General features: G+C 72.1%; 19 protein-coding genes and 1 pseudogene. 9 read left to right on the top strand and 11 right to left on the bottom strand.

The genetic code is table 11. The features are described 5' to 3' along the window. Positions 1–196: 196 nt before the first annotated feature. Positions 197–403 (bottom strand): annotated as a pseudogene (locus HS048_RS26945) (helix-turn-helix domain-containing protein); the annotation flags it as partial. Next, a complete protein-coding gene (locus HS048_RS26940) occupies positions 403–900 on the bottom strand; it encodes a DUF2975 domain-containing protein (RefSeq protein ID WP_068895859.1) in 498 nt (165 codons plus the stop codon). The gene HS048_RS26940 and the pseudogene HS048_RS26945, both read right to left, overlap by 1 nt. A gap of 187 nt (positions 901–1,087) precedes the next feature. On the opposite strand from HS048_RS26940, the gene HS048_RS26935 reads away from it, so the two are divergent. Further along, on the top strand, positions 1,088–1,657 hold the full coding sequence (locus tag HS048_RS26935) for a hypothetical protein (RefSeq protein WP_196469045.1): 570 nt from the start codon (positions 1,088–1,090) through the stop codon (positions 1,655–1,657). A 245-nt stretch (positions 1,658–1,902) separates the two neighbouring features. Here HS048_RS26935 and HS048_RS26930 read toward each other — a convergent pair whose 3' ends face one another. After that, positions 1,903–2,061 carry a hypothetical protein gene (locus tag HS048_RS26930; RefSeq protein ID WP_196469044.1) on the bottom strand — a complete coding sequence of 53 codons (159 nt, stop codon included), beginning with the start codon at positions 2,059–2,061 and terminating at the stop codon, positions 1,903–1,905. Between the two features lie 79 nt (positions 2,062–2,140). Beyond that, positions 2,141–2,515: a DUF4406 domain-containing protein gene (locus tag HS048_RS26925; RefSeq protein WP_196469043.1), complete on the bottom strand. Its 375-nt coding sequence runs from the start codon at positions 2,513–2,515 to the stop codon at positions 2,141–2,143. Positions 2,516–2,564: 49 nt separating this feature from the next. Here HS048_RS26925 and HS048_RS26920 point away from each other — a divergent pair, with 49 nt between their 5' ends. Continuing rightward, complete coding sequence (locus HS048_RS26920) at positions 2,565–3,314, top strand: DeoR/GlpR family DNA-binding transcription regulator (RefSeq protein ID WP_196469042.1); 750 nt, start codon at positions 2,565–2,567, stop codon at positions 3,312–3,314. A gap of 30 nt (positions 3,315–3,344) precedes the next feature. Here HS048_RS26920 and HS048_RS26915 read toward each other — a convergent pair whose 3' ends face one another. Beyond that, positions 3,345–3,764, bottom strand: a complete 420-nt coding sequence (locus HS048_RS26915) for a helix-turn-helix domain-containing protein (RefSeq protein ID WP_196469041.1) — start codon at positions 3,762–3,764, stop codon at positions 3,345–3,347. A gap of 75 nt (positions 3,765–3,839) precedes the next feature. On the opposite strand from HS048_RS26915, the gene HS048_RS26910 reads away from it, so the two are divergent. Beyond that, the gene (locus HS048_RS26910) at positions 3,840–4,670 is read left to right on the top strand and encodes an SDR family NAD(P)-dependent oxidoreductase (protein ID WP_307832660.1); all 831 of its coding nucleotides are present in this window, start codon (positions 3,840–3,842) and stop codon (positions 4,668–4,670) included. Positions 4,671–4,741: 71 nt separating this feature from the next. Here HS048_RS26910 and HS048_RS26905 read toward each other — a convergent pair whose 3' ends face one another. Beyond that, positions 4,742–5,329 carry a uridine kinase gene (locus HS048_RS26905; RefSeq protein WP_068895850.1) on the bottom strand — a complete coding sequence of 196 codons (588 nt, stop codon included), beginning with the start codon at positions 5,327–5,329 and terminating at the stop codon, positions 4,742–4,744. 179 nt (positions 5,330–5,508) lie between these two features. Between HS048_RS26905 and HS048_RS26900 the strand changes: the two genes are divergently transcribed. Further along, positions 5,509–6,666 (top strand): CaiB/BaiF CoA-transferase family protein, encoded by a 1,158-nt coding sequence (locus HS048_RS26900; RefSeq protein ID WP_196469040.1) that lies wholly within the window; start codon positions 5,509–5,511, stop codon positions 6,664–6,666. Positions 6,667–6,775: 109 nt separating this feature from the next. Beyond that, complete coding sequence (locus HS048_RS26895; protein WP_196469039.1) at positions 6,776–8,269, top strand: carboxyl transferase domain-containing protein; 1,494 nt, start codon at positions 6,776–6,778, stop codon at positions 8,267–8,269. A 111-nt stretch (positions 8,270–8,380) separates the two neighbouring features. On the opposite strand, the gene HS048_RS26890 is transcribed toward HS048_RS26895, so the two are convergent. From HS048_RS26890 to HS048_RS26870, 5 genes are all read right to left on the bottom strand, one after another. Then, positions 8,381–8,812 carry a hypothetical protein gene (locus HS048_RS26890; RefSeq protein WP_191896919.1) on the bottom strand — a complete coding sequence of 144 codons (432 nt, stop codon included), beginning with the start codon at positions 8,810–8,812 and terminating at the stop codon, positions 8,381–8,383. Continuing rightward, positions 8,809–9,273, bottom strand: coding sequence for a hypothetical protein (locus tag HS048_RS26885; RefSeq protein WP_307832659.1), 465 nt, complete (start codon positions 9,271–9,273; stop codon positions 8,809–8,811). The genes HS048_RS26890 and HS048_RS26885 overlap by 4 nt, the downstream gene beginning before the upstream one ends. Positions 9,274–9,283: 10 nt before the next feature. Further along, positions 9,284–10,153: a carbon-nitrogen hydrolase family protein gene (locus HS048_RS26880; RefSeq protein ID WP_196469038.1), complete on the bottom strand. Its 870-nt coding sequence runs from the start codon at positions 10,151–10,153 to the stop codon at positions 9,284–9,286. After that, positions 10,150–11,103: a DUF418 domain-containing protein gene (locus HS048_RS26875; RefSeq protein ID WP_307832658.1), complete on the bottom strand. Its 954-nt coding sequence runs from the start codon at positions 11,101–11,103 to the stop codon at positions 10,150–10,152. The genes HS048_RS26880 and HS048_RS26875 overlap by 4 nt, the downstream gene beginning before the upstream one ends. A gap of 91 nt (positions 11,104–11,194) precedes the next feature. Beyond that, positions 11,195–12,196 carry a LacI family DNA-binding transcriptional regulator gene (locus HS048_RS26870; RefSeq protein WP_068895832.1) on the bottom strand — a complete coding sequence of 334 codons (1,002 nt, stop codon included), beginning with the start codon at positions 12,194–12,196 and terminating at the stop codon, positions 11,195–11,197. Between the two features lie 280 nt (positions 12,197–12,476). Between HS048_RS26870 and HS048_RS26865 the strand changes: the two genes are divergently transcribed. From HS048_RS26865 to HS048_RS26850, 4 genes are all read left to right on the top strand, one after another. Continuing rightward, the gene (locus HS048_RS26865) at positions 12,477–13,760 is read left to right on the top strand and encodes an ABC transporter substrate-binding protein (protein ID WP_068895831.1); all 1,284 of its coding nucleotides are present in this window, start codon (positions 12,477–12,479) and stop codon (positions 13,758–13,760) included. A gap of 148 nt (positions 13,761–13,908) precedes the next feature. Further along, complete coding sequence (locus HS048_RS26860; RefSeq protein WP_196469037.1) at positions 13,909–14,835, top strand: carbohydrate ABC transporter permease; 927 nt, start codon at positions 13,909–13,911, stop codon at positions 14,833–14,835. A 3-nt stretch (positions 14,836–14,838) separates the two neighbouring features. Beyond that, a complete protein-coding gene (locus HS048_RS26855; protein WP_196469036.1) occupies positions 14,839–15,732 on the top strand; it encodes a carbohydrate ABC transporter permease in 894 nt (297 codons plus the stop codon). After that, the gene (locus HS048_RS26850) at positions 15,729–17,105 is read left to right on the top strand and encodes a GH1 family beta-glucosidase (protein WP_196469035.1); all 1,377 of its coding nucleotides are present in this window, start codon (positions 15,729–15,731) and stop codon (positions 17,103–17,105) included. Before HS048_RS26855 ends, HS048_RS26850 begins: the two co-directional genes overlap by 4 nt. The last annotated feature ends 81 nt before the right edge of the window (positions 17,106–17,186 follow it).

Genomic DNA, 17,186 nt, shown 5'->3' with positions numbered 1-17,186 from the left:
GCAGTCTGCTGATCTACATCGTAAAGACGGTAGCCCGTGACGGTCGGAAGCGGGACGCGGCCGCCGTAGGCAGTCTCCTCCGGCGGCCGCGGCCTCGGGGCCGGTGGTCGCGCCGTCAGGGGCGGTCGCCGGCGGCTGCGGCCTCGGGGCCGGCGGCCGCCGCCTGCTCGTGCAGGGCGTCCCCTGCGTTCCCCGCGTCCCCGGCCTCCCACCGCAGCAGGTCTCCCGGCTGGCAGTCCAGCGCCTCGCAGAGCGCCTCGAGCGTCGTGAAGCGCACCGCCTTGGCGCGGCCGTTCTTGAGCACCGCCAGGTTGGCGGGCGTGATCCCGACGCGGTCCGCGAGCTCGCCCACGGACATCTTCCGCCTGGCCAGCATCACGTCGATGTCGACGGTGATCGGCATCAGATCACCTCTTCCAGCTCGGCCTGCATCCGCGTCGCCTCGACGTCGCGCGCGACGGCCTGGGCGAGCAGCATCCGCAGCACGAGCACGACGAGCGCGACCCCCAGGACCGCCAGGCCGATCCCGCCGATCAGCAGGACGACGCCCGGGGGGACGGGGTCGCCCGGCGCCAGGACGACCCCGAGCGCGAACACCAGGAGGGCGGCCGCCGTGAACGCGCCGATCACGATGTCCACGTAGCGGAAGGCGGCGTGCGAGAACACCGTCCCGCGGCGCACCATCGTCACCAGCCGCCACACGCAGACCAGGACGACCTGGGCGGCCACGACGCCCAGGAAGACGATCGCGAGCAGCGGGGGGCGCAGGTAGGCGAACTCCGGGCGCAGCCCTTCCAGGTCGGAGGCGAGCAGCGGCACCATCACCGCCTGCACGAACACCGAACCCGCGAGCAGCGCCGCGAGCACGGCGCGCAGCGCGTGCACTGTCAGCTTTCCCATCGTCTCTCCTTCTATCGAGCAACGATGATAATCTATCGATATTCGATAAGTACGGCAAGAGGGCGAGGGTTCGCCGGGGTGAAGATTCGGTGCAGACTCGCTGATCATCCGCCTGCCGCATGCGAGTGCGGACCCTGAGTGATGATTTCATCACGCCAGGTCATCGATCGGACTAGCATGATCCGTCGTGAATCCCCCGCACTTCGCCTATGTTGACGAATCCATGCGCGTGTCGTCCGGTCTGTACCTGATGGCGGCCGTACTGGTTCCCCCGACGTGCGCGGAAGGCTATCGGGCGGTCCTGTGGGGCCTGCTCCTGCGCAACCAGCGGCGGCTCCACTGGCGGGACGAGAAGGACAAGCGCCGTGTCCAGCTGGTCGAGGCCATCGGCGCCCTCCGGCCCTGCGGCATCGTCGTCATCGGCACGGGCCTGGACCGCGGCCGCCAGGAACGCGCCCGCAGGAAATGCATGGAGCGCCTGCTCTGGGAATCGTCGAACCGCGATATCGGAGAGGTGGTCTTCGAATCTCGAGGGCCGCAGCTTGATGCTTCGGATAGGAAAATGATCGACATCATGCGTATCAGAAGCATGCTTCCGGACCGGATCAGGGCTGCTTGGCGGAATCCGATTGCGGATCCGCTGGTATGGATGCCGGACATCGTCGCAGGCGCGGCTTCGCTGGCAGAGATCGGAGAGGAAAGCCTGGTGAAGGCGCTCGGTAGAGGGGTGCTGATCGAACGGATCTCCGTTGATTGAGCTTTGAATAGCGCAAAGCCCGGGCTTCCGTCGTCCGGCGGTCCACCCGGGCTCACTTCCACTCCCCTCAGCGAGGGGCGGCACAACCACTGTACCCATACGGATGCGCTCTGTCACCTGGGTGGCGCGAACCCCGGGCTTCCGTCGTCCGGCGGCGGCGGACCCCGGTGGGCGGTTCCGCGAGTTCCATTTCCGCCGGATCGATCCAGGCTCCACTGACCAGCCAGGCGTCCGCAGCGCGGGGGTCATGCCGTCTCCTCCGTAGGGGATCCGGCGAGTGCCAGGGCGAAGAGCGTCTCCATGCCGTCCTGGTCGAGTCCGGCCGCGCGGGCCTGCCTGACCTGCTGGGCGAGCTGGAGGTAGGTCGCCATCCCCGACCCCCGGTCGAGGTGGAACTCGATCACCGTAATGCCTCTTTCGCTAATCGATTAGCGAAAGAGGCATTACGGTGATCGCGGAAGTCAAGTCATGGCCGGAGAGCGGTCAATCGTCCTCCTCGGTGGACCGGTAGCCGGGGACGTCCTCGAGCCGGTGGTAGACGGGCAGGCCGCGTTCCCGGGCGATCCGGACGTCCTGGTCGGCTCCGGTGGACTCGCCGGGCAGCCGCAGCACCGCGTCGCAGTGCCGCAGCAGGCGTTCCGCGGTGGGGTACATGATCTGCTCGGCCACCGGGTCGGCCGGTCCGGTGCCGCCGGCGCCGCGCAGCACGGGGAGCGCGACCCACTCGCCGATCATGGGGACGTGGCCGCTGCGGAAGATCGGCCACGCCGCCTCCTCCAGCCGGGCCAGGTTGCGTGCCATCAGTTCGGGGTCGTCGTCGGTGCCCGAGCGGTAGGGGCCTGCGATCAGAATGAGCATGGTGCCGACCGTATCGTGCAATAATCGGAAAAAACAAGGAGAAACGTGCATGCTTGCCGCTCAACGCCGTGACCTGCTGCTCGAACGCCTGCGTACGGACGGCCGGATCGTCGCCAAGGACCTCGCCGCCGAACTCGGCATGTCCGAGGACAGCATCCGCCGCGACCTGCGCGACCTCGCCGCGGCGGGGCTGTGCCAGCGGGTGTACGGCGGCGCGCTGCCCGCGTCGCCCGCGACGGCCGACTACGCCGCCCGCCGGGAGGTCCAGGTGTCCGGCAAGCAGCGGGTGGCGGCCGCCGCGACCGCGCTCGTCGGGCCGGGCAGCACAGTGATCATCGATGGCGGCACGACCGCCCTGGCCGTCGCGCGCGCGCTCCCCCCCGACCTGCGGGCCACCGTCGTGACGCACAGCCCGACCGTGGCGAGCGCGCTGGCCGACCACCGGGACGTGGAGGTCTACCTGATCGGCGGGCGGCTGTTCAAGCACTCGATGGTCGCCTGCGGCGCCGCCGCGATGGAGGCCGCGCGGGGACTGAACGCCGACCTCTTCCTGCTCGGCGTGACCGGCGTCCACCCCGAGGCGGGACTGACCACCGGCGACGCCGACGAGGCCGCGATGAAACGCGCCCTGGCGCGCCGGGCCGCCGACACCTACGTGCTGGCGAGCTCGGAGAAGATCGGCGCGGCCTCCCGGTTCGCCGTGCTGCCCCTGGCCGAGGTCGCCGGAGTGGTCACCGACGTGGGCGCGGACGACCCGACGGTGCGGGCGCTGGACGCGCCGGTCCTGCACGCCCCGTAGCGCGGCCCCTCCGGGACGTCCCCCGCGCGGTCACCGCGGAGCCCGGGCGCCTCCGTGGCGGGATCGGGCCTCACCGATCTCCGCCTCGTGGCGCACCGCCCAGTCGGCCAGCGCCGACAGGGGTTCGAGCAGTGTCAGCCCGAGCGGAGTCAGACCGTACTCGACTGCGGGGGGCGTCGTGGGGTGCACCTCGCGCCAGACCAGCCCGTCGGTCTCCAGACCGCGCAGCGTGCGGGTCAGCATGCGCTGGCTGATGCCCTCGACGGCCCGGTGCAGCTCACCGTACCGGTGCGGTCCGCTCCCGAGCAGGACCACCAGCAGCATGCTCCATTTGTCCCCCATCCGCCGGAAGACCTCCCCGACCGGGCAGGCGGCGAGCTCGTCGGCCGGTACCGGGCGGGGCAGCCGGTGGGTGAGGACGGAGGGAACACGCGTGTACGCATCGGACATGAAACTGCCTTCTTTCCGCCTCGGGCGCGGTGTTCCACCATCGAACCAGCCGATATCGAGACTACGGAGGACGGCGTGCCGGGACCACCACCGAAGAACGTGATCATCAGCGGCGGCACCGACGGCATGGGCCGCGCGACCGCCCTGGAGCGGCTCGCGAGGGGAGACCGCGTCACGGTCATCGGCAGCAGCGAGGTCAAGGGACGGGCCCTGCTCGACAGGGCGGCGAGCCCGAACCTGCGGTTCGTGCGGGCGGATCTGTCCTCGATCGCCGAGGTCGAACGGGTCGTCGCCCATATCTCCGACAGCCATGACGGCATCGACGCGCTGGTGCTGTTCGCCAACCGGGTGAGCCCCAGACGCAGGGAGACGGAGGACGGACTGGAATCCACCTTCGCCCTGTACTACCTGAGCCGCTATCTGCTCGGCCACCGGTTGCGCCCGCTCCTCGACGCCGCCCCCGATCCGGTGATCATAAACGTGGCCGGTGTCGGCAACACCGCGGGCCGGATCTTCTGGGAGGACCCTCAGCTGACGCGCCGTTACGGCCAGGTGCGCGCCCAGCTCCAGGCCGGCCGGGCGAACGACCTGCTCGGCGTCGCGTTCGCCGGCCAGGCCGGAAGCAGGGTGCGCTATGTCCTCTACCATCCTGGATTCACCCGGAGCGGGACCGGGGACCAGCAGCATCCGCTGGTCCGCGGTTCGATCGAACTGCTCGCGAGGTTCTTCGCCCGCCCGGTGGCCGACGCGGTCCGGCCGATCGTCGGGTGGATCGATCGCCCGCCGGCGGATCCGCTCTCCGCGATCGACCGCGGGAAGCCGGTCGACCCGTCCCTGAGGACGCTGGACCCCGGTGACGCCGCCCGGCTGGCCGCCTACACCGAGGAACTGCTCCGCGGACGCTGACGGCAGGCCGACCGGCGGCTCGGCGGCGTGCGCGCCCGGACCGCCGTGGGGCGGGGAGCCCTCGGCCGAGCTCAGCCGGAGGCGGCGATCGGGGCGAAGCCGCCCGGGACGTCCACCGTGCCGTCGACCAGCAGGTCGGCGCGCTCGCGGGTGCGGTCGGCGGCGAACCACTCGTCCTCGGCACGCATCCAGGTCCGCCACTGCGGCTCCAGGTGCGCGCCGTCCCGGGCCAGGGCGCGGGCCAGCCGCAGCTCCCGCGGTGCCTCCACCCACACCGCGTAGGCGACCGGGGCCGTGCGGCGGGCCGTGCTCACGCCCTCCAGCACCAGGACGGGTGCGACCGGCACGTCCACCCGCTCGGCGAACACGCCCCGCACCCAGTCGTAGCGCCGGTAACCGCCGGCCCGGCCCGCCGCCAGCGGCCCGAGCACCTGCTCCTCGACGTGCGCGAACCAGGCGGCCGGCGGCTCGTCCCACGGCACCGGGAAGTCGTCGCTGTGGATCACCTGGGCGTCCAGCGCGCGGGAGAGCCGTCCGGCGAAGGTGGTCTTCCCCGAGCCGCCGGGCCCGTCCACCGCGACGATCCGCACCGGCCCGCACGACGGCGGCAGCGCCCCGACCATCGCGGCCAGGTCCGGGAAGGAGATCGTGGCCGCCATCCCCCCATGGTGCCACCCGGCCGCGCGAGGACGGCGGGGCCGGAGCCGGCGGGGGAGGAGACACGGAGGTTACCCGCGGGTATCGTTCCGCACGGAGAGCTCGCACGCCCGCCGTGCGCCCCCGTGCCTTTCCGGGCCCTGTTCGGCTAGGATCGGCGACTCTCACCCGGAGGTCGATCTTGCAGGGAGCCTTTGGCGACATCGTCGTCCTGGACCTGTCCCGCGCGCTGGCCGGGCCGCACGCCGCGCAGATGCTCGGCGACCTCGGCGCCAGAGTGATCAAGGTGGAGCACCCCGACGGGGGCGACGAGTCACGGGGCTGGGGCCCGCCCTTCGTCGGCCCCGAGGGTGACATCTCCACCTACTTCCTGGCCGCCAACCGCAACAAGCTCTCGATCGCGCTCGACCTCAAGTCCGCCGAGGGCCGGGCCCTGGTCGAGCGCCTGGTACGGCAGAGCGACGTGCTGGTCGAGAACTTCCGGACCGGCGTCCTGGACCGGCTGGGCTTCTCCGTCGAGCGGCTGCACGAGCTCAACCCCCGCCTGGTCGTCCTGTCGATCACCGGGTTCGGCCACGACGGCCCCGAGGGCGGCCGACCCGGCTACGACCAGATCGCCCAGGGCGAGGCCGGGCTGATGAGCCTCACCGGCCCGTCGTCCGCCGAGCCGTACCGGGTGGGCGCCTCGATCGCCGACCTGCTCGCCGGCATCCACGGCGCCTACGGCGTGGCCGCCGCCCTGTACGAGCGGACGCGCACCGGCCGGGGGAAGGTCGTGCGGACCTCGCTGCTGGCCGCGGTGACCGGCGTGCACTCCTACCACGGCACCGCCTGGACGGTCGGCGGCCGGGTGCCGGGGGCGGGCGGCAACCACCACGCCTCGATCGCCCCCTACGGTGCGTTCCGCTGCGCCGACGGCATGATCCAGATCGCGGTGGCCAATGAGGGGCAGTGGCGGAAGGTCGCCGCCCTGCTGGGCATCGATCCGGAGGACCCGCGGTACGCCACGAACCGGGAGCGGTTCACGCACCGCGACGAGCTGATCGCCGACATGGAGAAGGCGCTCGCCGCCCACGACCGCGGCCACTGGCTGGCCGCGCTCGGCGGGCTCGGCGTGCCCGCCGGGGCGATCCGCTCCATCGACGAGGTCTACGCCTGGGAGCAGACGCGCTCGCAGGGGCTCGTCGTGACGGTGGACCACCCGGTGCTCGGCCCCGTCGAGCTGCCCGGCCCCCCGCTCCGCTTCGACGGCGAGCCGCCCCGCGAGCACACCGCCCCGCCCGCCCTCGGCCAGCACGGTGACGAGGTGCTGGCCTGGCTCGAGGAGCGGGAGCGTTGAGGGCCCGCCGTACGGCGCGCGGCCGGATGCGGGGAGCGGGCGTCCGCGGCGTGGGGCACGCGCGGGGAGCGGGTGCCCGCGGCGCGGCGTACGAGAACGGAGCGCCGCGGTGAGACCGGGCCGGCCGGACGCGCGGGCCCTGATCGCGGCCGTCCTCGACCCCGGCACGTGGCGGTCGTGGGACACCCCGCCCGCCGACCCCGCGGAGCCGGGGTCCGACTACGCGGCGGAGCTGGCGGCGGCGCGGGCCCGCTCGGGGTACGACGAGTCCGTCATCACCGGGGAGGGCCTGCTCGACGGGCGCAGGGTCGCGGTCGTCGCGTGCGAGTTCTCCTTCCTGGCCGGGTCGATCGGACTGGCCGCGGCCGAGCGGCTCACCGCCGCGGTCGAGCGCGCCACCGCCGAGCGGCTCCCGTTGCTGGCCGCGCCGGCCTCCGGGGGGACCCGGATGCAGGAGGGCGCGCTCGCCTTCACCCAGATGGTGAAGATCACCGCCGCGGTGGCCGCGCACCGCGCCGCGGGCCTGCCGTACGTCGTCTACCTGCGCCACCCCACCACCGGCGGGGTGTTCGCCTCCTGGGGCTCCCTCGGGCACGTCACCGCGGCCGAGCCGGGCGCGCTGATCGGCTTCCTGGGGCCGAGGGTCTTCGAGTCGCTGCACGGCTACCCCTTCCCCGAGGGGGTGCAGGTCGCCGAGAATCTCTTCGAGCACGGCCTGGTCGACGCCGTCGTCTCCGCCGAGGACGCCCGCCAGATCGCGATCCGGGCGCTGGCCGTGCTCTGCGCCCCGCGCGAGGGCCTGGATCCCGGGCCCGAACCGGACGGGAACGTCCCGGCGGTCGGGGCGTGGGAGGCCATCACCCGCTCCCGGCGGGACGACCGGCCCGGCGTGCGGGAACTGCTGCGGTCCGGCGCCCGCGACGTCACCCCGCTCAACGGCACCGGCACCGGCGAGAACGACCCCGGCCTGCTGCTGGCCCTGGCCCGGTTCGGCGCGGCCCCCGCGGTCGTGCTCGGCCAGGACCGGTACCGCCAGCGGTCCGTGGCGCCGCTCGGCCCGGCCGGGCTCCGGGTGGCGCGGCGAGGCATGCGCCTGGCCTCGGAGCTGGGCCTGCCGCTGGTCACCGTGATCGACACGGCCGGCGCCGCGCTGTCGAAGGCGGCCGAGGAGGGCGGCCTGGCCGCCGAGATCGCCCGCTGCCTGGCCGACCTGGTGATGCTCGACGCCCCGACGGTCTGCCTGCTGCTCGGCGAGGGCGCGGGCGGCGCGGCCCTCGCGCTGCTGCCGGCGGACCGGGTGCTGGCCGCCCAGCACGCCTGGCTCTCCCCGCTTCCTCCGGAGGGGGCCTCGGCGATCCTCTACCGGAGCGTGGACTTCGCCCCGGAGATCGCCGCCGCCCAGGGCGTGAGATCCACCGACCTGCGCCGGGACGGCATCGTGGACCGGATCGTCCCGGAGTCGCCGGACGCCGCCTACGAGCCGGAGGAGTTCTGCCGCCGGGTGGGCGCCGTGCTGGAGTACGAGATCGCCCGCCTGCTGGGCGGGGACCCGGCCGACCGGCTCACCGCCCGGCTCGCCCGCTACCGCCGGCTCGGGCTGTAGCGGGGCGCGGGGTCACGAGATGAGACGCCGGCAGACGGTCCCCTCTCCGTGCCCCCGGCCCGCGTGCTCACCGCCGCCGGCTCGGGCTGTAGCGGGCCGGTCGGGCGGGGACTACGGTTCGGACTTGGCCGGAGTGAGCGGGACCGGGACGCGCTCGATCCGGACCGAGACGACCTCGTCGCGGGGGACCACCACCTCGTAGGCGCCGTGGTCGACCATCCAGTAGCCCAGCGCCTCGGCCTTCAGCCCGCTGTGCCCGGTGTAGGCGATGTGCAGGCTCTCCTCGCCGTTCTCCTCCGTGGCGTCCAGGACCAGGCACGGCTCGCCGCCGAACGCGCCCACCGTGCGGACCAGCACCAGCCACTCGAGGTCCTCGCGGGCGACCGCGGCCCGCCAGTAACCCCGGGCGGGCTCGAAGCCGTCGGCGGCCTCCTCGCTGAACAGCACGACCTCGCCCGCGTCCGGGCCCAGGGCCGCCGCGTAGGTGCGCTCCCGATAGCGGGCGACGAAGCCCGACGCCACCGGCTCGATCTCCGCGCTCATGGGGCGGGCCGCCAGGTGAGGCCGTCGTAGAGGGCGAAGGGCCGCTCCTCCCGGTCGATGGTCACGTGGATGATCTCTGCCCCCGGGGGGATCGGCATCGGCATGGTGTGGAACTGCGGCACGACGTGCTCGCGCGAGGTGGTGAAGCCGTTCCCGGCGAACGGCGGTGAATCGTTCCAGTCGCCGCCCATGTGCGGGCCGTACGGCACGACGTAGGTGTCCACGTCCCGGGCGAACCAGCGCAGGAGGTAGAGCTCGGGCACGGTGACGGCCAGCTCCGAGCCGTCGAACCCCAGGTCGAGGCCCATGAAGAGCTGCGCGGGGGTGGTCAGCCGGACGCAGTCCTGCACCCGGTAGACGTACCCCGAGATCACGGTCCGCTGACCGGCCAGGTAGGGCACGAGCAACCGGGGCGGGATGACCTTCTGCATCTGCGTTCTGCGTCCAGGGGGCTCACTCACGGATGGCATTTTACGATCTCTTTGGAGAAAGCCGTCGGTGTTCGAGGCACGGGAGGGCATTGCGGGTGACAATCGTGACCTGAGGGTCCAGGACGCACGTCTGCACGGCGGGGGTCGGGCCCAGGTCGGCGCGGACCACGCCCATCGGGTCGACCAGCAGGCTCCGGCCGATGCCGAAGCCGTCGGCGGCCTCCGGGTTCGGCGCCTGGCCCACGGCCGCGGTCCAGGTGGTGTTCTCGATCGCGCGGGCCCGGACCAGGGTCGTCCAGTGCTCCTCCTTCATCGGCCCCGACCCCCACGCGGCGATCACCGCGAACAGGTCGGCCCCGAGGTCCGCCAGCGCCCGGGTCAGCTCGGGGAAGCGCAGGTCGTAGCAGGTGACCAGGCCGACCCGGAGCCCGGCCAGCTCCACGACCACCGGCTCGTCGCCCGGCTCGACCAGCTCGGACTCGCGCGCGCCGAAGGAGTCGAACAGGTGGATCTTGCGGTAGGCGGCCTTCAGCTCCCCGTCGGGGCCGATGGCCACCGCGGTGTTGCGCACCCGGGGCGCGCGCCCGTCCCCGGCGATGGGCCCGGCACCCGGCTCCGTGCCCGGCTCTGTGCCTGAATCCGCGCCCGGATCCGCGCCCGACTCGAACACCCCGGCGATCACGGCCAGGCCGTGAGCGCGGGCGGACTCGGCCAGCCCGGTGACGAACGGCCCGTCCAGCGGCTCGGCCAGCTCGGTGATGCGCCGGCCGTACCGGGTGAGCGAGGCCTCGGGGAGGATCGCCAGCTCCGCGCCGTCGGCGGCGGCCCGCTCGATGGAGCGGCGGACCTGGTCGAGGTTGGCGGAGGGGTCGGTGGAGACCGGGATCTGGCACAGGGCGATGCGGGTCACGGCTCCGACCCTATCCGGCGGTTCGGGACCCGTTCCATCCACGTCAGGCACCGCCACACCCACTCCAGCGGGCCGTACCGGAACCGGGCCAGCCACCAGCGGCTGAAGGCGACCTGCAGGGCGAGGACGGCCGCCGCCAGCGCCACCCCCGACAGCCGGGTCGGGTCGGCGGTCAGCAGCGGCAGCGACAGCAGGATGGCCGGGGTGCTCACCAGGTAGTTCGTCAGCGCCATCCGGCCGAGCGGGTTGAGGACGGCCGTGAGGGGGCCGCGCAGCCGGGTGCGCAGGAGGAGCAGCAGCCCGGTGCAGTAGGCCGTTGCGCAGGCCAGCCCGGCGGCGGTGTAGAGGCCCGTCGCGTACGTGCCGTTCCACAGCCAGACGAGCCACCCGCCCGCGGCCGCGCTCACCAGGAAGGCGGGGAGCAGCAGACGCTCGGGCGGGCGGTACTCCATCAGGGCCGCCCCGATCAGGAACAGCCCCGGGACGAGCACCACCACGAACACCCCGCCGGCGACGAACCCGCCGCCGAGGGAGGCCGCCCACGCCGTCACGGCGACTCCGAGCAGCAGCACCGCCGAGCGCGGCAGGAACGAGGCGGGCAGCAGCACCAGCATCCCGAAGAGCGCGTACGGCAGCAGCACCTCGCCGGGGTTGACCGCCCAGTGCACGGCGCCGAAGCAGGCCAGCACGGCCAGACGGCGCAGCAGTGCCAGGCGGGGATGCGGGGTCCGCCCGGCGGCGGAGCGGAGGAACAACACGAAGCTCAGGCCGAACAGGAACGAGAAGACCGGGTAGAACCGGCCCTGAAGCAGGTTCTCCACCGCCCAGTCGACGGGGGTCCGCCCCGGGTCCTCCAGGTGGCCGAGGGTGTGCTGCCAGGTGTTGACCACCATGATCCCGCAGATGGCGAAACCGCGGAGCGCGTCCAGCTCGTGAAGCCTGCGTGTCACCGGATCACCCTATTCGCCCGGCCGGGGCCGCACCGTTCGCCGCTGGGGCGACCCCGCCTCTGTCTCGGGCTCCGCGGTGGGCCCGCCGGTGCTATGTCGTGCCGCGGACGATCAGTGCGGTGGGCAGGACGCTGGGCGGGGGCGGCACGGCGGCGGTGCCGTCGATCATGGCGACGAGGGTGGCGGCGGCGGCCGTGCCGAAGCCGGCCTTGTCCTGGGCGACGGTGGTCAGGCCCGGCTGCACCAGCGCGGCGAGCTCGATGTCGTCGAAGCCGACCACCGCGATGTCCTCGGGGACCTTCAGGCCCGCCTCGGCGATCGCGCGCATCGCGCCGATCGCCATCTCGTCGCCGGCCGCGAAGACGGCGTCGGGGCGCTCGTCGGCCTCCAGCAGGCGCCGCATCGCGGCGTAGCCCCCGGACAGGTAGAAGTCGCCCTCGACCACGAGGCCGTCGCGCGCGGGCAGGCCGAGGCCGGCGAGCGCGGCGCGGTAGCCGGCCAGCCGCTCGGCGCCCGGCACCGTACGGCCCGGCCCGGCGATCGTGGCGATCGCCCGCCTGCCCCGTTCGTACAGGTGCTCCACGGCGGTGCGGGCGCCGCCGGCGTTGTCGGAGATGACGTGGGTCGCCCGGGGCCCCGTGACCGGGCGGTCCAGTGAGACGCAGGGCACGCCGCTCTCCGCGAGCCGGAGCAGGGCGGGGTCCTGCGTGCCGTTGTCGATGAAGACCACGCCGTCGAGATTGTGTCTTCTCACGGCACGGTCGTGGCTTCCCTCACCGTCGCTCGTGGCGAGCATGAGAAGGTGATATCCCCGTTCGCTCAGCGCTGTTTTCAGGCCGATGAGGATTTCCTGGAGAAAAGGGTGCCGCCATCCGGGGCGCCGGTGGTGCGTGTCCCAGACGAGGCCGATCATGTAGGACTTCTTTGTGGCAAGGGTCCGGGCGGACTCGTTCGGCAGGTAGCCGATGCGCGCCGCGACGCGGAGGACGTTCTGGCGGGTGTCGGGGTTCACCACCTCGGGGTTGTTGAAGACTCGGGAGACTGTCGCCACCGACACGCCGCACTGACGTGCCAGCTCTCTGATCGTTGCCACGACCGCACACTATCGCATCTCTGCATGTAACCGGTTTCATGTAACCGGTTACACGGGACCGTAGCCCGCCGTTCCCCTCGCGTCAAGGCCCAACCTTCCGCCACCGCGGGAAGAACTCCGGATTCCCGTGCCGCCGAATGGCCCGGACCTCACACCGTTAATTCGCCACTTGACAGGGAGACGTTTTGTCGGTGAAATTCCGTCCACCGCGTGTTGCCCGCGGTCGCACATCCTCCGCATCTCTGGGACACATCTCTCCTGCCGTGAAAAAGGAGTACCCATGTCCTCGAGAATGCTGCGCGTGCTGGCCGGAACGGCCGTGCTGGGCGTGCTCGCCGCCGGCTGCGGATCGCAGGGAGGCGACGCCGGAGCCGGCGCCTCCGGCGGCGAGAAGATCACCCTGAGCCTGAACCTCTTCGGCAACATGGGCTTCAAGGAGCTCTACGCCGAGTACGAGGCCGCGCACCCGAACATCAAGATCGTGGAGCGGACCTCCGCCTACAACGACCACCACCGCAACCTCGCCGCCCACCTGGCGACCAAGCAGGGCGCCGCCGACATCGAGGGGATCGACACCGGCTTCATCGCCCAGTTCCGCGGCCAGCCCCAGCACTTCACCGACCTCAACCAGCACGGGGCCGCGGCCCTGAAGGACCGCTGGCTGCCGTGGAAGTGGGAGGCGTCCCTGGCCAAGACCGGCGCCCAGATCGGCTACGGCACCGACGTCGGCGGCCTGGCCATGTGCTACCGCCGCGACCTGTTCGAGAAGGCGGGCCTGCCGACCGACCGCGACGAGGTCTCCAAGCTCTGGCCCGACTGGACGTCGTACTTCGAGGCCGGCAAGAAGTACACCGCCAACAAGCCCGAGGGCGCCGCCTTCTTCGACGGGGCCCCGCAGGTCTTCAACGCGATGGTCGGCCAGATGCCCGTCGGCTACTACGACACCTCCGACCAGGTCATCGTCGCGTCCAACCCGGAGCTCCGCAAGGCCTACGACCAGGTCCTGGAGGCCGTCGCCGGCGGCCAGTCCGCCAAACTCGTCGGCAGCTCGCCCGCGTGGAACACCGGCTTCGCCAAGAGCCAGTTCGCCACCATCGCCTGCCCCGCCTGGATGCTCGCCAAGATCCAGGACCAGGGCAAGGAGTTCGCCGGGCAGTGGGACGTGGCCGCCATCCCCGGCGGCGGCGGCAACTGGGGCGGGGCCTACCTGACCGTGCCCGCCCAGAGCAAGCACCCCAAGGAGGCCGTCGAGCTGATCTCCTGGCTGACCGCCCCCGAGCAGCAGATCAAGGTGTTCACCAAGCACGGCATCCTGCCGTCGACCGTGGCGACCTACGACAAGCCCGAGGTCAAGAAGCTGACCCACAAGTTCTTCAACGACGCCCCCATCGGCGAGATCTTCACCACCGCGGCGCTCAACCTCAAGCCGCAGTACCAGGGGCCGCGGGCCGGCGACATCCAGACCGCCATCCGCGACGGGATGAACCGGGTCGAGGAGGGCAAGCAGAGCGCCGACGAGGCGTGGGCGCAGATCCTCAAGGACATCGACCGCATCGACAAGTGAACCCGGGAGAAGAGCCGGGAGCCGGCGGGCGGTCAGGGCCCGCCGGCTCCCCTTCCCGCGAGGACCCGCCCGCCTCCACGGGACCCGGCCGCCTCCACGAGGCCTCCGCCGGCCCGTACGGGGGACCCGTACCAGGGATGAGACACCGATGACCTCCGTGACCACGCGGCCGCGCCGCCGCCTCGCCTACACGCTCGACGTGAAGGGCTCGCCGTACATCTACATCGCCCCCTTCTTCCTGCTGTTCGGCGCGCTCGGCCTGTTCCCGCTGCTCTACACCGCCTACGTCTCCATGACGGACTGGAACCTGCTGGAGACGACCCGCCAGTGGGTGGGGTTCGAGAACTACGCCGAGCTGCTCACCGACGACTACTTCTGGAACGCGCTGTTCAACACGGTCAGCATCTGGCTGCTGTCGACGATCCCGCAGCTGCTGGTCGCCCTGGTGGTGGCGCACATGCTCAACCGGAGCCTGCGCGCCCGGACGTTCTTCCGGATGGGCGTGCTGCTGCCCAACATCACCTCGATCGTCGCGGTCACGATCATCTTCGCCCAGCTCTTCGGCCGCGACTTCGGCATGGTCAACTGGGTGATTCAGCTGGTCGGCCTGGACCCGATCGACTGGCAGGCCGGCACGCTCAGCTCCCACATCGCCATCTCGATGATCGTGATCTGGCGGTGGACCGGCTACAACGCGCTGATCTACCTGGCGGCCATGCAGGCCGTGCCGGACCACCTGTACGAGGCCGCCACCATCGACGGGGCCGGCCAGTGGACCCAGTTCTGGAAGATCACCATCCCGATGCTCCGGCCGACGATCATCTTCACCGCCGTCGTCTCCACCATCGGCGGCTTCCAGATCATCGCCGAGCCGCTGCTCTTCCAGTCCGGCACCGGCAACCCGACGGGCGGCTCCGACCGGCAGTTCCAGACCGTCGGGCTCTACCTGTACGAGCAGGGCTTCGGCCTGTACGAGTTCGGCTACGCCTCGGCGATCGCCTGGACCCTCTGCCTGATCATCGTGGTCATGGCGCTGGTCAACTTCTCCATCACCCGACGGATCAAGAGCGGCTGAACCATGGCGACCACACTCACCCCCGCACCCGCGAAGAAGCCCGACGCCCCGCGCGAGCCGAGGCGGCGCAAGGTCCGGGCACCGCGCACCGCGGGCTTCTGGACCTACGCGGCGCTCATCGCGTTCCTGCTCGGCTCGCTGTTCCCGGTCTACTGGTCGCTCGTCGTCGCCTCGCACGACAACGACGCGATCGGCAAGGTGCCGCCGGTGCTGACCCCCGGCGGCCACCTGTTCGAGAACATCGCCCGCGTCTTCGACACCACCGCCTTCGGGCAGGCCCTGTTCAACTCGTTCCTGGTGTCGAGCACGGTCACCGTCTCGGTGGTGCTCTTCTCGACCCTGGCCGGGTTCGCCTTCGCCAAGCTCCGCTTCCGGGGGCGCAAGGGCCTGCTGGTGGCGGCGATCGCCACCACGACCGTCCCCCACCAGCTCGGCATCATCCCGCTGTACATCATGATGGGGGAGCTGGGCTGGACCGGGCGCATCGAAGCGGTGATCGTCCCCGGCCTGGTGACGGCGTTCGGCGTCTTCTTCATGACGCAGTACCTCTCCAGCGCCGTCCCCGACGAGCTGCTGGAGGCGGGACGGATGGACGGCTGCACCACGATCCGGCTGTTCTGGCACGTGGTGCTGCCCGCGGCCCGGCCCGCCGCGGCCGTGCTCGGCCTGTTCACCTTCATGCAGGCCTGGAACGACTTCTTCTGGCCGCTGGTCGTGCTCACCCCGGAGAACCCGACCGTCCAGGTCGCGCTCTCCACCCTGGCCAGCGGCTACACGACCGACTTCGCACTCGTGCTGACCGGCACCGTGATCGCGACCATCCCCATGGTGGTCGTGTTCGCGCTGCTCGGCAGACAGATCATCGGAGGAATCATGTCTGGAGCGATCAAGGGATGACGGCCATCGAAGAACGAGCCCGGCAGACCCGGCTCTTCCCCCCGGGGTTCGTCTGGGGGGTCGCCACCTCGTCGTACCAGATCGAGGGGGCGGTCGACGCCGACGGGCGCGGCCCGTCGATCTGGGACGCCTTCTCCCGGGTGCCGGGCGCGGTCGCGGCGGGGGAGTCGGGCGACCCCGCCTGCGACCACTACCACCGCTGGCGGGAGGACGTGGAGCTGATGGCCGGCCTCGGCGTCGGCGCCTACCGGCTCTCGGTGGCCTGGCCGCGCGTCTTCCCCGACGGGGACGGCCGGGTCAACCAGCGGGGACTGGACTTCTACCGCCGCCTGGTCGACGGGCTGAACGAGCGCGGCATCACCCCGTTCGTCACCCTCTACCACTGGGACCTGCCGCAGGCGCTGGAGGAGCGCGGCGGCTGGCGGGTCCGCGAGACCGCCGAGCACTTCGCCGAGTACGCGGAGACCGTGCACGGGGCGCTCGACGGCGTGCCGTACTGGATCACGCTGAACGAGCCCTACTGCTCCTCGATCACCGGGTACGCCGAGGGCCGCCACGCGCCCGGCGCCCGGGAGGGGCACGGCGCGCTGGCCGCCGCGCACCACCTGCTGGTCGGGCACGGGCTGGCGGTCGCCAGGATGCGGGCGAACGCCCGCGCCGGCGAGCAGATCGGCGTGACCCTCAACATGTCCCCGGCCGTGCCCGCGAGCACTTCGGCCGAGGACGCCGCCGCCGCGCGCCGCATGGACCTGATGGTCAACCGGCAGTTCACCGAGCCGCTGCTGGGCGCCGCCTACCCCGGCGACATGGCGAAGGTCTACGGGGAGATCAGCGACTTCTCGTTCCGCCGCGACGGTGACCTGGCGCTCATCTCGGCGCCGCTGGACTTCCTCGGGGTGAACTACTACTACCCGATCCACGCCGCGGACGCGCCGTACGAGCAGCCCGACCCGGCGCTGCGCTCGGCCTTCGACATCGGCGTGCGCACGGTGGCGCCCGACGGGCCGCCGGTCAGCGGGCTCGGCTGGCGCATCGAGCCGCGCGGCCTGCACGACACCCTCACCGGCCTGGCCGCCCGCTACCCCGGCCTGCCGCCGGTCTTCATCACCGAGAACGGCTACGGCGACGCCGGCGAGCTCGACGACACCGGCCGTGTCGCCTACCTGCGCGACCACCTGGCCGCGACCGCGGCGGCCATCGGCGCGGGGGTGGACGTGCGCGGCTACTTCTGCTGGTCGCTGCTGGACAACTTCGAGTGGGCCCGGGGCTACGCCGCCCGCTTCGGCCTCGTCCACGTCGACTACGCCACCCAGGTGCGCACGCCCAAGGCCAGCTACCACTGGTACCGCGAGGCCATCGCCGAGCAGCTGTGAGACCCCGCCTCCCGCCCCCCGCGCTCGGAGCGGCGGGCGGGGGTCTCCTCACCGCCGGCGGGAAGGTCCCGGCCGCAGGGC

The organism is Planomonospora sp. ID91781, from assembly GCF_015711595.1.
Lineage (GTDB): Bacteria > Actinomycetota > Actinomycetes > Streptosporangiales > Streptosporangiaceae > Planomonospora > Planomonospora parontospora.
The sequence above is the reverse complement of the archived record's forward strand: the minus strand, read 5'-3'. Positions and strand labels throughout refer to the sequence as shown.